Origin of the sequence: Streptomyces sp. NP-1717 (assembly GCF_022695985.1) — a bacterium.
In the GTDB taxonomy this organism is placed as follows: domain Bacteria; phylum Actinomycetota; class Actinomycetes; order Streptomycetales; family Streptomycetaceae; genus Streptomyces.
Map to the genome: position 1 here is coordinate 14,079 of NZ_JAAPBF010000011.1, position 16,758 is coordinate 30,836.

Annotated in this window: 19 protein-coding genes; 10 read left to right on the forward strand and 9 right to left on the reverse strand. The window is 72.1% G+C overall.

All coding sequences use genetic code 11. The features are described from left to right. Positions 1–7: 7 nt before the first annotated feature. On the reverse strand, positions 8–997 hold the full coding sequence (locus GXP76_RS04090; protein ID WP_242570020.1) for an ATP-binding cassette domain-containing protein: 990 nt from the start codon (positions 995–997) through the stop codon (positions 8–10). A gap of 153 nt (positions 998–1,150) precedes the next feature. Between GXP76_RS04090 and GXP76_RS04095 the strand changes: the two genes are divergently transcribed. From GXP76_RS04095 to GXP76_RS04105, 3 genes are read left to right on the forward strand one after another with little or no spacing between them, the layout of a single operon-like run. Continuing rightward, positions 1,151–1,993, forward strand: coding sequence for a TetR/AcrR family transcriptional regulator (locus tag GXP76_RS04095; protein ID WP_242570069.1), 843 nt, complete (start codon positions 1,151–1,153; stop codon positions 1,991–1,993). A 9-nt stretch (positions 1,994–2,002) separates the two neighbouring features. Continuing rightward, positions 2,003–3,547 carry a carboxylesterase/lipase family protein gene (locus GXP76_RS04100; protein ID WP_242570021.1) on the forward strand — a complete coding sequence of 515 codons (1,545 nt, stop codon included), beginning with the start codon at positions 2,003–2,005 and terminating at the stop codon, positions 3,545–3,547. A gap of 21 nt (positions 3,548–3,568) precedes the next feature. Then, positions 3,569–4,102 carry a GNAT family N-acetyltransferase gene (locus GXP76_RS04105; protein ID WP_242570022.1) on the forward strand — a complete coding sequence of 178 codons (534 nt, stop codon included), beginning with the start codon at positions 3,569–3,571 and terminating at the stop codon, positions 4,100–4,102. A 67-nt stretch (positions 4,103–4,169) separates the two neighbouring features. Here GXP76_RS04105 and GXP76_RS04110 read toward each other — a convergent pair whose 3' ends face one another. The 3 genes from GXP76_RS04110 to GXP76_RS04120 all read right to left on the reverse strand — a co-directional run bounded on the left by GXP76_RS04110 (position 4,170) and on the right by GXP76_RS04120 (position 6,314). Then, positions 4,170–4,814 (reverse strand): dihydrofolate reductase family protein, encoded by a 645-nt coding sequence (locus GXP76_RS04110; RefSeq protein ID WP_242570023.1) that lies wholly within the window; start codon positions 4,812–4,814, stop codon positions 4,170–4,172. 145 nt (positions 4,815–4,959) lie between these two features. Beyond that, positions 4,960–5,865 (reverse strand): aminoglycoside phosphotransferase family protein, encoded by a 906-nt coding sequence (locus GXP76_RS04115; RefSeq protein ID WP_242570070.1) that lies wholly within the window; start codon positions 5,863–5,865, stop codon positions 4,960–4,962. Continuing rightward, the gene (locus GXP76_RS04120; protein ID WP_242570024.1) at positions 5,865–6,314 is read right to left on the reverse strand and encodes a cytidine deaminase; all 450 of its coding nucleotides are present in this window, start codon (positions 6,312–6,314) and stop codon (positions 5,865–5,867) included. The genes GXP76_RS04115 and GXP76_RS04120 overlap by 1 nt, the downstream gene beginning before the upstream one ends. A 147-nt stretch (positions 6,315–6,461) precedes the next feature. Here GXP76_RS04120 and GXP76_RS04125 point away from each other — a divergent pair, with 147 nt between their 5' ends. Then, positions 6,462–6,956, forward strand: coding sequence for a GNAT family N-acetyltransferase (locus GXP76_RS04125; protein WP_242570025.1), 495 nt, complete (start codon positions 6,462–6,464; stop codon positions 6,954–6,956). Here GXP76_RS04125 and GXP76_RS04130 read toward each other — a convergent pair. The 3 genes from GXP76_RS04130 to GXP76_RS04140 form a co-directional block, all read right to left on the reverse strand. Beyond that, positions 6,935–7,705: a GNAT family N-acetyltransferase gene (locus GXP76_RS04130; RefSeq protein WP_242570026.1), complete on the reverse strand. Its 771-nt coding sequence runs from the start codon at positions 7,703–7,705 to the stop codon at positions 6,935–6,937. The genes GXP76_RS04125 and GXP76_RS04130 overlap by 22 nt on opposite strands. A gap of 176 nt (positions 7,706–7,881) precedes the next feature. Further along, positions 7,882–9,042, reverse strand: coding sequence for a DUF4037 domain-containing protein (locus tag GXP76_RS04135; RefSeq protein WP_242570027.1), 1,161 nt, complete (start codon positions 9,040–9,042; stop codon positions 7,882–7,884). Positions 9,043–9,121: 79 nt separating this feature from the next. Continuing rightward, complete coding sequence (locus GXP76_RS04140) at positions 9,122–9,895, reverse strand: SDR family oxidoreductase (RefSeq protein ID WP_242570028.1); 774 nt, start codon at positions 9,893–9,895, stop codon at positions 9,122–9,124. 98 nt (positions 9,896–9,993) lie between these two features. Here GXP76_RS04140 and GXP76_RS04145 point away from each other — a divergent pair, with 98 nt between their 5' ends. Together GXP76_RS04145 and GXP76_RS04150 are read left to right on the forward strand one after the other, a co-directional pair. Continuing rightward, positions 9,994–10,773 carry a sigma-70 family RNA polymerase sigma factor gene (locus tag GXP76_RS04145; protein WP_308354092.1) on the forward strand — a complete coding sequence of 260 codons (780 nt, stop codon included), beginning with the start codon at positions 9,994–9,996 and terminating at the stop codon, positions 10,771–10,773. A gap of 119 nt (positions 10,774–10,892) precedes the next feature. Next, positions 10,893–11,807: a slipin family protein gene (locus tag GXP76_RS04150; RefSeq protein WP_242570029.1), complete on the forward strand. Its 915-nt coding sequence runs from the start codon at positions 10,893–10,895 to the stop codon at positions 11,805–11,807. Positions 11,808–11,871: 64 nt separating this feature from the next. Here GXP76_RS04150 and GXP76_RS04155 read toward each other — a convergent pair whose 3' ends face one another. Together GXP76_RS04155 and GXP76_RS04160 are read right to left on the reverse strand one after the other, a co-directional pair. Continuing rightward, entirely contained in the window at positions 11,872–12,474 is a 603-nt protein-coding gene (locus tag GXP76_RS04155) for a response regulator transcription factor (RefSeq protein WP_242570030.1), read from the reverse strand. Further along, a complete protein-coding gene (locus GXP76_RS04160; protein WP_242570031.1) occupies positions 12,471–13,625 on the reverse strand; it encodes a sensor histidine kinase in 1,155 nt (384 codons plus the stop codon). The genes GXP76_RS04155 and GXP76_RS04160 overlap by 4 nt, the downstream gene beginning before the upstream one ends. A gap of 162 nt (positions 13,626–13,787) precedes the next feature. Between GXP76_RS04160 and GXP76_RS04165 the strand changes: the two genes are divergently transcribed. From GXP76_RS04165 to GXP76_RS04180, 4 genes are all read left to right on the forward strand, one after another. Next, positions 13,788–14,672 carry an ABC transporter ATP-binding protein gene (locus GXP76_RS04165; RefSeq protein ID WP_242570032.1) on the forward strand — a complete coding sequence of 295 codons (885 nt, stop codon included), beginning with the start codon at positions 13,788–13,790 and terminating at the stop codon, positions 14,670–14,672. 36 nt (positions 14,673–14,708) lie between these two features. Continuing rightward, positions 14,709–15,428 carry an ABC transporter permease gene (locus GXP76_RS04170; RefSeq protein WP_242570033.1) on the forward strand — a complete coding sequence of 240 codons (720 nt, stop codon included), beginning with the start codon at positions 14,709–14,711 and terminating at the stop codon, positions 15,426–15,428. Between the two features lie 97 nt (positions 15,429–15,525). Then, positions 15,526–16,008: a helix-turn-helix domain-containing protein gene (locus GXP76_RS04175; RefSeq protein WP_242570034.1), complete on the forward strand. Its 483-nt coding sequence runs from the start codon at positions 15,526–15,528 to the stop codon at positions 16,006–16,008. 17 nt (positions 16,009–16,025) lie between these two features. Next, the gene (locus tag GXP76_RS04180) at positions 16,026–16,721 is read left to right on the forward strand and encodes a hypothetical protein (RefSeq protein WP_242570035.1); all 696 of its coding nucleotides are present in this window, start codon (positions 16,026–16,028) and stop codon (positions 16,719–16,721) included. The last annotated feature ends 37 nt before the right edge of the window (positions 16,722–16,758 follow it).

Consider the following 16,758-nt stretch of genomic DNA (forward strand, 5'->3'; position numbering starts at 1 on the left):
CGCCGCGTCAGACATGGGTCGGCTCCTCGCTGGTCAGGGGGTCGGTGGCGGGTGTGGGCGCCGTGCCGCGGCCGGTCAGGGCCATGAACACGTCGTCGAGCGTCACGCTGTGCACGGCGAAGCTCACGATGTCGCGGCGCGCCGGATCGACCTCGTCGAGCAGCGCCCGTACCCGCGCCGCCGTGCCGTCCGTCGGGAGGCCGAGCGTGAGCGTGTCGGGGGAGCGCCGCACGGCGAGCGGGGCGAGGCGCTCGTACGCCGCCGCGTCGGCGAGCACCAGGTCGAGACGGTGTCCGGAGACCCGGCTCTTCAGCTCCGGCGCCGTGCCCTCGGCGACCAGCCGGCCGCCGTCGAGCACGGCGATACGGTCCGCCAACTGGTCCGCCTCCTCCAGGTACTGCGTGGTGAGGAAGACCGTCGAGCCCGCCGCCGACAGCTCGCGCACCACCTGCCACAGCTCCTGCCGGCTGCGCAGGTCGAGCCCGGTCGTCGGCTCGTCGAGGAAGATGACCTCCGGCTCGCCCACCAGCCCGGCGGCCAGATCGAGCCGCCGCCGCATGCCGCCGGAGTACGTGTGGGTGAGCCGCCGCCCTGCGGCGGTGAGGTCGAAGCGCTCCAGCAGGTCGGCGGCCCGGCGGCGCGCGTCCGCGCGTGACAGGCCGTGGAGGCGCGCCATCATGCGCAGGTTCTCCTCGCCGGTCTGCTTCTCGTCGACCGACGCGAACTGGCCGGTCAGGCTCACCGCCCGGCGCACCTGCCGCCGCTGGGTCCGTATGTCGTAACCCGCCACCCGCGCCGTGCCGCCGTCGGCCTCGGCGAGCGTGGCGAGGATCCGTACGGCGGTGGTCTTGCCGGCTCCGTTGGGGCCGAGGAGGGAGAAGACCGTGCCGCGTTCGACGGTCAGGTCGACGCCGTCGAGCACCTTCACCCGCCCGTCCCCGCGCCCGTAGGACTTCTCCAGGCCGATGGCGCTGATCGCTCGTCTCTGGGGGCTCATGGCCACCGTTCCTCCGTCGTGCGTGCTGGCTTGACGCCTTATGCGTAACCCTTACGCTTGATGTGTAAGGGTTACGCATAACTAGGATGGCGTCAAGCGGGAACGGCGGCACGAGCTGGGGAAGGCGGAGGCGCGGACGTGACGGACGAGGCCATGGGGGAGAGCGCGGGGGACGGCGGCGACGGCGGTACGGGGCTGCCGCCCAGCATCGAAGCCGCCTGGGGACTGCGCGCGCGCCCGACGAAGGGCCGCAAACCCGGTCTCAGCCTGGCGCGGATCGTCGACACGGCGGTCACCGTCGCCGCCACCGAGGGACTGCCCGCGGTCTCGATGGGCCGCATCGCCAAGAAGCTCGGTGTCTCGCCGATGTCGCTCTACCGGTACGTGGCGGCCAAGGACGAGCTGTACGTACTGATGCAGGAAGCGATCATCGGCGACCCGCCGCCACCGCCCGCGCCGGGCACCGGCTGGCGTACGGCGATGGCCGAGTGGGCGTGGGAGATGCGCCGGATCTGTTACCAGAACCTCTGGGCACTCCGTATCCCGATCTCCAGCCCGCCCGCCACGCCCCGGATGGTCGCCTGGTGGGAGTGGGGGCTGGTCGCCCTGGAGGGGACCCGGCTCGACTGGAGCGAGAAGCTGTCGGTGATCCTCATGGTCAACGGCCATGTGCGGCACGAGGCGACGCTGATGGCGGACCTGGCCGCCGCCGTCACGGCGAGCGGCCGATCGGCGGAGGCCGTACTCGCCGGATACGGGCACACGCTGCGCAGGCTGGCCGATCCGGCGCGCTTCCCGTCCGTCGCGGAGATGCTGGCGGCGGGAGTGCTGGACGTACCGGAGGAACCGGAGAGCCCCGACCACGAGTTCCGCTTCGGCCTCGATCGCATGCTGGACGGCATCGACCTGCTGGTGCGCGAGCGCGGCGGGGACAGCGGTGTGGGCGGGGGCGCGGGCGGGCGCGGCGGTGAAAAGGGCGCAAAACCCGTCGCATAAAGTGCGCGCGTGGATCATCTCTTCTCGACAGCCAACGGGCGGGTACGAGGTCGTGGGACCGCTTCCGGCGTGGTCGCGGTGCTCGGCATCCCCTACGCCGCACCGCCGTTCGGCGCCGACCGCTTCAAGGCGCCCCGGCCCGCGCCCGCCTGGCGGGGCGTACGGGAGTGCGCCGACTTCGGGCCGATCGCGCCGCAGTCGGCCGAGCTTCCGGGCATGCCGGCGTGGTCACCCGGCGACGAGGACGTGCTGAACCTCAACGTCTGGACGCGCGAGGGGGAGGGAGAGGAAGAGGGTGCGGGCGCGCGGCCCGTACTGGTCTGGATCCACGGTGGCGCGTACACCTTCGGCGCGTCCGCCCAGCCGGACTTCGACGGTACGGCGCTGGTCCGCGCCGGACTGGTCGTCGTCACCCTCAACTACCGGCTCGGCTTCGAGGGTTTCGGCCATGTCCCCGGCTCGGGAGTCGCCGGCTCCGACGTCCCCGCGAACCGCGGTCTGCTCGACCAGATCGCCGCCCTGGAATGGGTGCGCGACAACATCGCGGCCTTCGGCGGCGACCCGGCCAACGTCACCGTCGCCGGGCAGTCGGCGGGGGCGACGTCCGTCGCCTGTCTGACGGTGATGGAGCGGGCGCGCGGGCTGTTCCGCCGCGCCGTCGCCCACAGCCTGGTCGGCCCCGTCCACCCGCCACGGCTCGCCGCCGAGACCACGCGCCGCGTGGCCGCCGCCGCAGGGGTCCCGGCCACCGCCGAGGCGCTGGCGACGGCCTCCCCGTACGACCTGGTCCGCGCGTCCGACCAGGTCGTCGCCGACTTCCGCGCCGATCCGGCGGCGGGCGCGCGCCACTACGACCCGGTGCTGTACGGCCCGGTCGCGGACGGGGTCCTGCTGCCCGCCGACCCCCTCGCCGTCGGTCCGGCGGACCGCGCCGACGTCGACCTGCTGGTCTGCCACACGACCGAGGAGTACTGGCTGCTGGACGCGGTCGGCAGCAGCAAGAGGATCACGACGGACCGTCAACTGGACGAGTTCGCGGCGGACTTCGGGCTGCCCGGCGATCTCGTACCGGCATACCGGGCGCTGATGCCCGACGCGCCGGTGCTCGACCTGTACCTCGCGATCTACGGTGACATGTCCTTCGGCGAGTACAGCAGCCGGTTCGCCGAGCGCCACGCCCGCGCCGCGGGCGGCGGCGGCCGGACGTATCTGTCGCGCTTCGCCAGGCGGCGCGTCACGGACAGCGGCGTCGTACGGCCCTGGCACTGCGCCGACGTGCCCTTCGCCTTCGGCACCCTCGCCGACCCCGGACTCGCCTTCCTCATCGGCGGCCCCCCGCTCCCCGAGGACCACGAGCTGTCGCACCGCATGGTGCGGGCGTGGGCGGACTTCGCCGCGACCGGGGACCCGGGCTGGCAGCCGCTGGACCCGGACGGCGGGCCGGAGCACGTACGGATCTGGGGCTCGGGGGCCGGGGAGGCGGGCGACGGGGGTCTGCACGGCGACTTCCGCGCCGCGTGGCGGACGGCCGACTACGCCCGTGTCCACCCCTGACGGGCCTGACAGGATGGGCGCATGACCGAGATCCGCACACCCCGCCTCCTCCTCCGCCGCTGGACCGACGACGACCTCGCGCCCATGGCCGAGATCAACTCGGACCCGGAGGTCATGCGCTGGATCGGCGACGGCTCGGTCCGCGACCTCGCCGAGACCGCCGAGGACATCGAGCGCTGGGAGGAGGAGTGGGACGAGGAGGGCTTCGGGCTCTTCGCGGTCGAACTCCTCGCCTCCGGCGAACTGATCGGCCTCACCGGTCTCTCGTTGCCCGGCGATCTGCCCGAGGTGCTGCCCGACGTACAGATCAGCTGGCGGCTCGGCGCCCAGTTCTGGGGCCAGGGTTACGCCTCCGAGGCCGCCCAGGCGGTCCTGGAGTTCGCCCTCCAGGACCGGGGCCTCGACCGTGTGGTCGCCGTGAACCGGCTCGGCGACGAGCGGTCCGAGAACGTGCTGGGCAAGCTGGACATGGTCCTCGACCGCGAGACGAAGCACCCCGAGTACGGCTTCGCGCTCAACATCCACTCCATCGACCTCACGGAGTACGAGGGCTGAGCACCACGAACGCCTCAGCGAAAGCAGCCGCCGGCCGCGCGACCCTCGCCGCTGCCTCCGCGCGCCGCTACCTCCGCCAGAACAGGTGGTGCGCGACGCCGCTCGCGCTGGGGACGACCTCCAGATGGAAACGGTCCAGCAGGTCGTCGGGTGAGTCCCAGAGACGGAGACCGGACCCGAGTTCCACCGGTGCGACCGCCACGTGCAGGGTGTCGACGAGGTCGGCGTCGAGGAACTCCCGGACGGTGGTGACCCCGCCGCCCAGCCGGACGTCCTTGCCCTCCGCCGCCTCCCGCGCCCGTTCGAGGACGGTGACCGGGTCGGCGTCGACGAAGCGGAACGTGGTGTCGGAGAGCGTGATCGAAGGACGTTCGTGGTGGGTCAGGACGAACACCGGCGTGTGGAACGGGGGCTCGTCACCCCACCAGCCGCGCCAGTCGTGGTCCTGCCACGGCCCGCGCTGGGGTCCGAACTTGTTGCGGCCCATGATCTCGGCGCCGATGTTGCGTGCGAAGTCCCGCGTGAAGTAGTCGTCGAGGCCCCTGCTGCCGCCGGGGGCGGTCCGCATGGGCCAGCTCGCCGTCGCGCCGGCCCAGGCGAACAGCCGCCCGGGATCGACGTGGCCGAACGGCCTTTCGAGGGTCTGGTGCTCACCGGCACCGATCCCGTCACTGGAGACGGTGAAGTTCATGACTTTCAGCAGCTGATCCATGTGTTTCTCCTCGTCCGGTCCTGCCGCGTCCACGTGTGGCGAAGCGCCCCACACCAGGACGTCGAACGGGACACGGCCGGATCGACAGCGGCCGGCGGCTTTCTCTCCGGCTCTCCGCGGGTTCTCTCCGGTTCCTCCGGCATTCCTACCGCGACGCCGCCGCGTGATCCGTCAGAACCTCCGTGATCACATGCCGCGCGTTCGTCGCGAGTACCGGGTTCGTGTGGAGGTAGTACGGCAGCTGGATGAGCGCCATCGACAGCGCCCAGCCGCGCCCGCGCGCCCACGTCGCGTCGTCGGCGGCCAGAGCGGCGCGGAAACCGTCCCGTACACCGGCCGGGAGGAGGTTCCACGCGGGGATCAGGTCGGACGCGGGTTCGCCCACCCCCACGGTGCCGAAGTCGATGACTCCGCCGAGGCGTCCGCTCCCCGCACTGTCCAGCAGCAGATTGCCCGGCATCAGATCGGAGTGGATCCACACGGGCGGCCCGTCCCACCGGGGCGCCCGCAGGGAGACCTCCCAGGCCGCGGTCGCCGCCTCGGTGTCGATGACGCCGCCCAGCGCACGGAGTCGTCCGAGCGCGTCGCGCGTCTCGTCGTCCTGCTCGGACAGCGTCCCGCCCCGGTGGGCGGGCGGCCCGCCCGCGGGGTCGATCCGGCGCAGCGCCCTGACGAAGCCGGCCAGGTCCGCCGCCATCGAGGCGGGCCGGGTGAGCTGCCCGGCCTCCGGGTGCGCGCCGTCGAGCCAGCGGTGGACCGACCACGGCCACGGGTACCCCTCGGCCGGTGTGCCCGCGCCGAGGACGGCGGGGACGGGCACCGGCAGGTGCGGGGCGAGCCGCGGCAGCCAGGCCCGCTCCTTTGCCAGGTCCCCGACACCGCCCTCGATACGGGGGAGCCGTACGGCCATGTCGTCACCGAGCCGGTACACGGCGTTGACGGTGCCGCTGGACGGGAAGGACTCGACGGGCAGTGCGGCCCACTGCGGGAACTGCGCGGCGAGCAGCCGGCGCACGAGCGCGACATCGGTCGGGACCTCGTCGGCGTGCATCATGCGGGGTCCGTGGGGTCCGGGCCCGCGCTGTCCGGGACGGACTCGTACGCGTACGGCAGCAACTCCCGCACCGGCACGGCCCGCAGGCCGTCCTCCGTCCCCACGACGACCTCGATCCGCGGGAAGTAGTCCAGCAGCACCTGCCGGCAGCGCCCGCACGGCGGCAGCACCCCCCGGCCGTCGCTCCCGACGGCCACGACGGTGGTGAGGTCGTACGCGCCGACGGCGGCCGCCGCACCGATCGTCACCAGCTCGGCGCAGGGGCCGCCGGTGAAGTGGTACACGTTCAGACCGGTGATGATCCGGCCGTCCCGGTCGCGGGCGGCGCAGGCCACGGTGTGGTCGTCGCCCTTTGCGCGGGCCACGACGAGCCGGGTCGCCGCTCCGACGAGTTCCGCGAGGTCGGGATCCAAGTCGTCGAGGTCGTGATCGAGGTCAGCAGTCACACGGCGAAACGGTACTCGCGGGCCGTCTGCGGCCCCACCGGATAACGCACCCCGGCGCCCGGGTGCGAACCGGCACACGCCCCTGACGTGCGCCGCAGGGCGAAAATCCCCAGCCATGACCCGGCCGCCGCCGGGTAGCGTGCGTACATGCCCGAACTTCAACTGCTCCGACTCGACCACGCTCCGGCACTGCTCGCATTCGAGCAGGAGAACCGGGCCTACTTCGCCGCCTCGATCTCCGACCGGGGCGATTCCTACTTCACCGATTTCGCCGCACGGCACGGCGATCTGCTCACCGAGCAGGGCGCGGGGCTGCACTACTTCCATGTGCTGGTCAGCGGCGACGGCAGCACGACGGACGAGGTGATCGGGCGTTTCAACCTCGTCGACGTGGCGGACGGGTCGGCCGAGCTGGGGTACCGGATGGCGGAGAAGGCCGCGGGCAAGGGCCTGGCGACGGACGCCGTCCGCTCGGTCTGCGTCCTGGCGGCGGAGCAGTACGGGCTGACCTCGCTGCGCGCGATGACGACCCACGACAACCACGCTTCGCGCGCGGTGCTGGACCGCACGGGATTCGTGGCCACCGGCGAGACCGAGATCGGCGGTCGCCCCGCCACGACCTACATCCGCACGCTGAGCTGAGCGCCCAGCTCCCGGAAACCCAGGGCGGCGGCCACCCTCCGCGACGGATACGGCCGGGCCCGCCACTGCGGCAGCAGACCCGCGTCGAGCGCGTGCGACACCGCGGCCGACGCCACGGTCCCCGCCAGCCGCCGGCCCCGCCGGTGCGGGGCGACCAGGACGCACACATGGGCGACCGAGCGCGGCCAGGTCACATAACCGGCCGCCGCCACCACGTCCCCGGCCCCCGCGCCGTTGCCCTCGCGGAGCAGGAACGCGGGTGAGGTGATCTCGTCGAGCCCGCTCTCGTCCGCGTCGCCCTGCCCGGCACCCGCCAGCAGCGCGGTCAGCGCGATGTCGCCCGGCGCCGCCCGCTCGACGGCCGTACCGGCCTCCCGGGGAGGCGCGGGGACGAGCGCGTCCCGGTCCAGGTAGGAGAGCGTGGCGGGTCCCAGCACGTCGAGCACCGGGGCGCCCGTACCGCTCAGCGCCTCGCCGAGCCGGACGGGGTCGACCAGCTCCGCGTACGCCAGCTCCCGTACCGCCCCGCGCAGTGCCTCGGCGCCCCGCGCGTCGGGCGCGGTGACGACGGCGGCGTCACCGATCCGTACGATCCCGGCCCATCCCGGCGGACAGAGGCGGGAGCCGGGCGCGATCACGACGGCGGTGGGGGAGGTGAACTCGACCGGGACACCGGCGAGTTCACTCCACAGCGCGCGGGCACGGGGCACTGCCGAGGCCGCCTGACGGATGTCGGGGTCCAGGTCCATACCGCGACGGTAGGGCGGAACACGGCCGTGGCGCGACCGACTTCTCCGCGCTTCGTCCCCGCGCGGATCCCCATTCTCAACGGGTGGGACTGGCCGAGCCAGGCGGGACTTTCGAAACACGCCCTAGGAGCCCCGCCCCGTCCCGCCGGGTGACGTACGGGCGTTCTTCCGTACCCTCAGGAGCCGACGCCGCGGGTCTCCGGACGCGCGAGCGCGTCGACCGCCGCGCGCCGGGGCCCGCTCAGCCCGAGGAAGTCCGTGCTGTCCGCCCACTGGTCCACCCCGCCGGTCAGCGGCAGATCACGCAGTTCGGGGTGGGTGACGGTCGCCGCGAGGGCCCCGGCGAAGCGTTCGGCGTGCAGAACCTGGAACGGCCTGCTGTGGTACGGCCGGCGGGCCGGGTCCACCGGGGCCGCGAGCCCCGTGGTGTTCTGGAGCCCGGCCACGTACTCGTACGCGTCACACAGATGCCGCTCCCGCGCCGGGTACTTTGTCGCGGCCAGCGCTCCCGCCAGCGACGGGCTCAGATCGCCGGCGACCGCGAGCCGCCCGAACGTGGTGCCCAGCCACTTGCCGTACGGGGCGTACGTCCGCTCCAGCAGCAGGCACAGCCGCATCAGATCGCGCACCAGCCGCGCCGCGACGACCGCCGACCCGAGTCCGTCACCCACCTCGGCGCACCGGCCGACGAGCGCCTCCTCCTGGGAGATCCGCTGCCACTGGCAGGCCAGCAGATAGCGCCACACCTGGTCGGGATACCACGCCAGCCGTTCCCGTACCGCGCCGAGCGTGCCGTGCGTGCCCGGTGCGCCGGGACCGTCGTGGAACACCGCGCCGCCGGTGACCTCCGCGAGCCGCTGCTGCGGCATCGCGAGCCAGTCGCGGACCGTGGGCGCCCGCCCCGCCACCGCGGCCACACCGAGCCGGGCGCGCAGCCAGTCGCCGAGGTCGTCGACCGACACCCGGTGGTTGACCGCGCCGTCCGTCAACTCCATGTGGCCGATGGGGACTTCGGGGTCGGCGTGCCGGAAGTGCGTGGGCCAGCCGCGTACGTGCTTCGGCAGCCGCTCCGCGAGCAGCCGGCTCAGCTCGGCCCCGTGCCGGGCGGCGTCGTCCGGCGCGAGGAACAGATTCAGCCGAGGCCCCCACTCGTGGTCGGCGGAGCGGGCCGTGTCGAACCCCAGCACCTCCGACCCGGAGCCGATCCGTGCGGCGGCGTACCGCAGCCCCGGGTACGCGCTGTCGAGGACGGGCCGCACGGCCTCCTCGTAGAGGATGCGCGACAGTTCGAGACCGGGGAGGAAGCCGGCGCCCAGGGGGGAGCGTTCGCGGTTCACGGGCTCACTGTGCAGGAGGCCGGCGGGCCTCGGCCACCTGATATGCGCGGGCCCGTGCTCCCCGTGCTCCCCGTCCGGCTCAGCGCGCCGCGCCGCCCACCCGCTCCGCGAGGAACTCCTCCCAGGTGCGCCGCCCGAGGTCGGCCCCGTCGAGGGTCAGATTCTCCCCGGCCCGGTACGCGCGGCCGACCTTGCCGGGAATCCGGAGCGGAACCGTCGGCCGGCGCTTTCCGCTCGCCCGCAGGTAGCCGCCGCACAACTCCCCGAGCCCGTACACCTTCGGCCCGGCGAGGTCGGCCACGCGGCCGGCCGGTTCGCCCAGGGTCAGCTCCACGAGGCGCTCCGCCACGTCGCGGGCGTCGACCGGCTGCAGCCGCAGGCCGCCGGGGACCGGGACCACCGGCAGCTTCGCCATGCCGCGCACCATGGTCAGGGCCAGGTCGTGGAACTGGGCCGCCCGCAGCGTCGTCCAGGGCAGCCCGGAACCGGCCACGGCCCGCTCCGCGCCCAGCTTGGCTCTGGGATAGCCGAGCGGAATCCGGTCGGCGCCGATGACCGAGATGTAGACCAGGTGCCGTACGCCGGTACGCGACGCGGCCCGCGTCAGATTCCCCGTCGCCTTGTCGTCGCCCTTGGCGGCCCCCGCCAGATGCAGCACGGTCTCGGCGCCGTCCAGCGCGGCCTCGATCCCCTCGCCCTTGAGCAGATCGGCGGCGACGTACTCGACGCCGCCCTCGGACGCCCGGGCGTGCCGGCTCAGCACCCGCACCCGGTGACCGGTCTCGCGCAGCAGAGGGGTGACAAGGCGACCGAGGGTGCCCGTGCCGCCCGTGACCAGAATCGATGACGTCATGGTTTCTCCAAGCTCTCGTGGATCTGGTGTCCCGGCCGCGCCGGCCGGGTTGAGAGGGTCTACCGCGATGACACCCGGCGAACGAGGAATGTGACGTGATGGACGAGAGCACCTGGCTTCTGGAGCGTTTCGAGGAGGACCGGACCCGTCTGCGCGCCGTCGCCTACCGGATGCTCGGCTCCGCGAGCGAGGCCGACGACGCCGTCCAGGAGACCTGGCTGCGCCTCAGCGGCGCCGACGCCGGTGCGATCGAGAACCTGCGCGGCTGGCTGACGACCGTCGTGGCGCGGGTGTGCCTCAACATGCTGCGTACGCGGGCCACCCGGCGCGAGGAACCGCTCGACGCACCGGGCGGACCGGACCCGGCCGGTGCCCGCGCGGAGACGTACGACCCGCAGGAGGAGACGCTGCTGGCCGAATCCGTCGGGCTGGCTCTGCTGGTGGTGCTCGACACGCTAACGCCGGCCGAGCGGCTGGCGTTCGTCCTGCACGACATGTTCGCCGTGCCCTTCGACGAGATCGCACCGCTGATCGAGCGCACCCCGGCGGCGGCGCGGCAGCTCGCGAGCCGCGCGCGCCGCCGGGTCAAGGGGGCCTCGCCGGTGCCCGAAGCGGATCTGGCGCGCCGCCGCCAGGTCGTCGAGGCGTTCCTGGCGGCGTCCCGTGGCGGAGACTTCGAGGCGCTGGTCACGCTGCTCGACGCGGACGTGATCCTGCGCGCGGACCGGGCGGCCGGCCCCACTCCCGCACCGCTGCTGCTCCGGGGTGCCCATCAGGTGGGCAAGGGCGCTTCGATGGCCGCGGAGCGGGTCAGGTTCACCCAGCCCGCGCTGGTGAACGGGTGGCCGGGCCTGGTGATGGCCCCCGGCGGGCGGTGAGCCGGCCGGCCCGGACCTTATCCGGTCGCCGGCAGGGACGACGCCTCGCCGATCGCCCATTCGGTCATTTCAGGCATATCTTTGTAAGTGGGACCTTCGTCTGGCATCAGGGGGTCATCATGGTCGAGGGACTGGTCATAGCGGTCATAGCGGTGATCGTCGTGGGTGCGATATTCGCGATGGCGTCCGCCCGCGTCGTCAAGCAGTACGAGCGCGGCGTGGTCTTCCGTCTGGGCCGGCTGCGCGAGGGCATCCGAGGGCCCGGATTCCAGCTGATCACCCCGTTCGTGGACCGGCTGAGCAAGGTCAACATGCAGATCGTGACGATGCCCGTCCCCGCACAGGACGGCATCACACGCGACAACGTCACCGTGCGCGTCGACGCGGTGATCTACTTCAAGGTGGTCGACGCGGCGGACGCGCTGATCCGGGTCGAGGACTACCGGTTCGCGGTCTCGCAGATGGCGCAGACCTCACTGCGGTCGATCATCGGTAAGAGCGACCTGGACGATCTGCTCTCGAACCGCGAGAAGCTGAACCAGGGCCTGGAGCTGATGATCGACAGCCCGTCCATCGGCTGGGGCGTACAGATCGACCGGGTCGAGATCAAGGACGTGTCGCTGCCGGAGACCATGAAGCGGTCGATGGCGCGACAGGCCGAGGCGGACCGTGAGCGCCGTGCACGAGTGATCAACGCGGACGCGGAGCTTCAGGCGTCGAAGAAGCTCGCGGAGGCGGCCGGGCAGATGTCCGACCAGCCCGCCGCGCTTCAACTGCGGCTGCTCCAGACCGTGGTGGCCGTTGCGGCCGAGAAGAACTCCACGCTGGTTCTGCCGTTCCCGGTCGAACTGCTCCGCTTCCTGGAGCGCGCCACACCCGCCGAAACGGCCCAGGCCGTCGACGCGGCCTCGAAGGCGCTGCGTTCCGCTCCGGCCCCCGAGCCGGCGCCGGAGAAGCGGGAGCCCGAGAAGCAGGCGCCGGTGAAGCCGCTGGTGGAGAAGGAGCAACAGGGACGGGAGACGACGACCGTCTGACCCCGCCGACCTGCGCCGACGTCCGCGACCCGCGCCCACGAGCGCGGGTCGCGGACGTGCGCGCTCACAGCCAGTCGTGTTCCCGCGCGTACCGCGCCGCTTCGTGCCGGGTCCGTGTCTGGGTCTTCTGCATGGCGTGCGAGAGGTAGTTGCGTACGGTCCCCTCCGCCAGGTGCAGGCGGGTGGCGATCTCGGCGGCGGAGTACCCGTCGCCGGTCGCCCGCAGGACGTCGATCTCCCGGTCGGTGAGCGGGCAGTCGTCCACGACGGCGAGCGCGGAGACGTCCGGGTCGATCCAACGCCTGCCCGCGTGCAGCGTGTTGATGACCGAGGTGATGTGCGCGGGCTCCGCCGACTTGCTGACGAAGCCCTGGACCCCGAGTCTCAGGGCCTTGCGGAGCACCCCGGGTCTGGCGTGGCGGGTCAGCATCAGGACCACCTGGTCCGGGCGCTCCCTGCGGATCTGTTCGACGGCGCCGAGTCCGTCCACACCCGGCATCTCCAGGTCGATGACGAGCACGTCGGGCCGGTGCCGCAGCGCTGCCCGTACGGCCGATTCGCCGTCGTGGGCCTCGGCGACCACGGTGATCTCGCCCTCCAGGGTCAGCAGCGCCGCGAGCGCCTTACGGAGAAGGGCCTCGTCGTCGGCGAGCACCACGGTGGTCATCGGTCGTCGTCCTTCCGCGCCGCGGAGCGCGGCGTCGCCGCGCCCAGGTGGGGGAACTCGGCGGCCGTGAGGAAGCGCCCGTTCTCCTGCTCCACCGTCAGCTCGCCTCCGCTGTCGCCCACGCGTTCCCTGAGAGTGGCCAGTCCGCCGAGCCCCGGCAGGGGAGCGTCCGGCGCGCCGTCGTTGACGATGCTGATGCCCGACCGCGAGAGGGTGATCCGTACGCGCGTGGCCTGCGCGTGGCGCAGGATGTTGGTCGTCGTCTCGCGCAGGACCTGGCCGAGCAGCCCGTCGACCCTCTCGTCCACGGCGCCCTCACGGTTGACGCGCACACGGATGCCCGCGGCCTCGAAGAGGTTCTTCGCGTTCTCCAGCTCCACGGACAGGTTGAGCCGCCGCTGTGCGTAGGCGAGCTGTTTCGTCTGGGCGATGGTGTCGCTGACCAGGGCGTGCACCTCCCGCAGTTCCTCCTCCACGCGCCCGATGTCACGGCGCACGAGCTTCTCGGCGAGCGTGATCTTCAGCTTCACGACATGCAGCGTGTGGCCCTGGATGTCGTGCAGGTCGCCGGCGAACCGTACGCGTTCGCGGTAGACGGCCAGCTCCGCCTCGCGTTCCCGCGCCTCCTCGATGATCTCGTAGAACCGCCGGTTGGCGAACATGAGACAGGTCGCGACCACGACGATCGCCGTGGGGACGAGGACGTACCGGAGCAGTACACCGGGAACGTCGTCCGGCGATTCCAGCAGCTTGGCCGCGCCGACGGCGGCGACGAACGCGGCCAGTCCCGCGGTCGCCGCGCCCCGGTGGCGCGGCAGCCGGGCCACGAAGAACGGGACCACGATCGTCATGCCGTAGAACGCCCGGTGGCTGTCGGCCACCAGCACGCCGAACGGCCACACCGCGGCGGTGACGATCAGGCACGGAAGTACGACACGCGCGGTGTCGCCCGCCGTCCAGCGTTCGAGGACCACCAGGGCCGCCACCACGCCCAGGGCCAGGACGGTGGCTTCCCACCAGTTCCGGGCGTCGGCCGCCACCAGCACCGCCCCGACGACGGCGAGCGGCGGGAGGAACACGGCGAGGTTCCACCCGCGCAGCCGCCCGTGCGTCGTCGCGGTGTGTCCCATGTGCGCGGGGCTGGTGTCCATGTGCGGCTTTCCGGGATGGAACGGCGGGGGTCCGGCCAGTATTCGTCCGGCGCCGCGGGTGGCGCCAGTGACACCGTGTCATGCGTGCGCCACGAGGAATGTCATGGCGAGTGATGACAGGACGCACTGCCGGACAGCCGTGATCACGGCTGGGATGGAGGCATGACCTCGACACCAGTCATCGACGTTGAACGTCTGAACCTCAGCTACGGCGACTTCCACGCCGTGAAAGACCTGTCCTTCCAGGTGGGGAAGGGGGAGCTGTACGCGCTGCTCGGCACGAACGGGGCCGGCAAGACCTCGACCCTGGAGACCGTCGAGGGCCACCGCAAGGCCACCTCGGGCACCGTCCGGGTCTTCGGGCACAGCCCGCGCGACCGGCGCGCCGTACGGCCCCGGATGGGCATCATGCTTCAGGAGAGCGGCTTCTCCCCGGATCTGACCGTACGGGAGTCGGTCCGGCTGATCGGAAAGCTCTCCCAGCGCACGGACAGGGTCGAACGGGTGCTCAGCATCGTCGACCTCACACACAAGGCCGGCACCCTGGTCTCCCAGCTCTCCGGAGGCGAGAAGCGGCGTCTGGACTTCGCCACCGCCGTGTACGGGAGCCCCGAGCTGATCTTCCTGGACGAGCCGACGACCGGTCTGGACATCCAGTCCCGGGACGCCGTGTGGGACGCCGTGGACAAACTGCGCGAGGACGGTTCCACCATCGTGCTCACCACGCACTACCTGGAAGAGGCCCAGCAGCGCGCCGACCGTATCGGGCTCATGCACAAGGGGACCTTCCACCAGGAAGGGACCGTCACCGAGCTGACACGGACCCTGCCCGCCGCCATCCGCTTCTCCCTTCCGGCCTCCGCACCCGCACTGCCCCTCGGGGCGGCGCGCGACAGCGGCGGGAACTTCCTCATCGAGACCTTCGGCCTCCAGAACGACCTGTACGCCCTCCTCGGCTGGGCGCACACCAACGGGATCGAGCTGCGGGAACTCCAGGCCGGACCGACCCGCCTCGACGACGTCTTCCGCTCCATCGGCAGCGAATAGACCACTCCCGGAACTTCCCAGAAGAGGACCTTCACCATGCTCTCCATCGCGCACAGCGAGCTGACCCAGATCTCCCGGAACCGGCTGGTGCTGCTCAACAGCTTCATCATCCCCGTGGCGGCCTGCGCGTTCTTCGTCTACCGGCACGAGACCTTCGCGGACCTGTACAGCCTCGGGTACATCGCGGCGGTGGTGATGTTCACCGTCACCGCGTTCGGGCTCTACGCCACCACGGTGACCACGCTCGCCTCACGCCGGCAGAACCTCTTCCTCAAGCGGCTGCGTTCCACCCCGGCGAGCGACGCGGGCATTCTCTGCGGGCTGCTGCTCCCGGTCACGGTCCTCGCGGTCGTCCAGGTGACCGTGATCCTCACGGTGCTGGCGGCGGTCGCGGGCGCACCGTCCAACGTTCTCCTGCTGGTGGCGGCGGTCGTCTCGACGGTGGCCATGATGCTCGGCCTGGGACTGGCCACGGCGGGAGTGACGAACTCCCCCGAGCACGCCCAGGTGACCACGCTGCCCATCAGCCTCGGCGCCATCGCCGTCACCACATGGGTGGGCATCGCAGGCACCGAGCAGATGACCCTGTTCAAGCGCCTGCTCCCCGGCGGCTCGGCCACCGAACTGGCCATCAACGCCTGGAACGGCGGAGTCCCCGTGACGGACTCCCTGCTCCTGCTGCTGCCCACTCTGGGCTGGGTCGTCGCGGCGATTCTGCTGGCTTCCCGCTTCTTCCGCTGGGAACCCCGCCGCTGACGGCGGCACCGGCTCGGGGGTGAGGGCCGTCTGTTGCGTGGAACACTTTTGCAAGCGGGTGCTTGCAAAAGTTAGCAAGAGTGGGCACCCTGGAGTCATGGCATCACTCAACGTCGGCAATCTCGGTGAGTATCTGCGCGAGCAGCGGCGCAACGCGCAGCTGTCGTTGCGGCAGCTCTCCGAAGCCGCCGGGGTGTCCAATCCGTATCTCAGCCAGATCGAACGCGGTCTGCGCAAGCCGAGCGCGGACATCCTGCAGCAGCTCGCCAAGGCGCTGCGGATCTCCGCCGAGACGCTGTACGTGCAGGCCGGGATGCTCGACGAGCGGGAGCGCGAGGAGCTGGAGACGCGTGCCGTCATCCTCGCCGACCCGTCGATCAACGAGCGGCAGAAGCAGGTGCTCCTGCAGATCTACGAGTCCTTCCGCAAGGAGAACGGGCCCGGCACGGAGACTGAGAGCACGGAACCGGCGGCGACCGCGGGACCGGCCGGTAAGGGCGCCGGAACCGGTGGCGGGGACGTCGGCGGGGACGCGCCCGGTACGGCCGGCGGCGGTGCCGTCACCCCACCCTCACACTGATCCGGAGGACCACAGTCATGGCCATCGCCGATGACCTGCGCAAGACGTTCAGCGACCCGACCCCCCTCTACTTCGCGGCCGGTACGGCGGATCTCGCCGTCGAGCAGGCCAAGAAGGTTCCCGGGCTGATCGAGCAGCTGCGCGCGGAGGCACCGGGCCGTATCGACGCGGTGCGGAACACCGACCCCAAGATCGTCCAGGACAAGGTCGCCTCCCAGGCCAGGGAGGCGCAGACCACCGTCCAGTCCAAGGTCACCGAGGTGCTCGGCTCGCTCGACACCGACCTGAAGAAGCTGGGCGAGACCGCTCAGGACCTGGCGCTGCGCAGCGTGGGCGTGGCCGCGGAGTACGCGGTCAGGGCCCGTGAGACGTACGAGAAGGTCGCCGAGCGCGGCGAGCAGTCCGTACGGAACTGGCGCGGTGACGCCGCGGAGGAGATGACGGAGATCGCCATCGCCGTCGAGCCCGGCACGAAGCAGACGCCGAGGTCGGCTCCCGCGAAGCCGGCGCAGGCGAAGCCCGCCCAGGCCAAGCCCGCGTCCGCCAGGACCGCCCCCGCCAAGTCGGCGCCCGCGAAGCCCGCCGTCAGGAGCGAGACGAAGGCGGCCAAGCCGGAGGCCAAGGCCACCGGGGCGAAGCCCGCCGCCAGGAAGACGCCCGCCGCTCGCAAGCCGGCCGCCGCCAAGAAGGCCACGCCGCCCGCGGGCAAGTGACAGGGATATCGGCGGACCGGGCACCCCACGGGTGTCC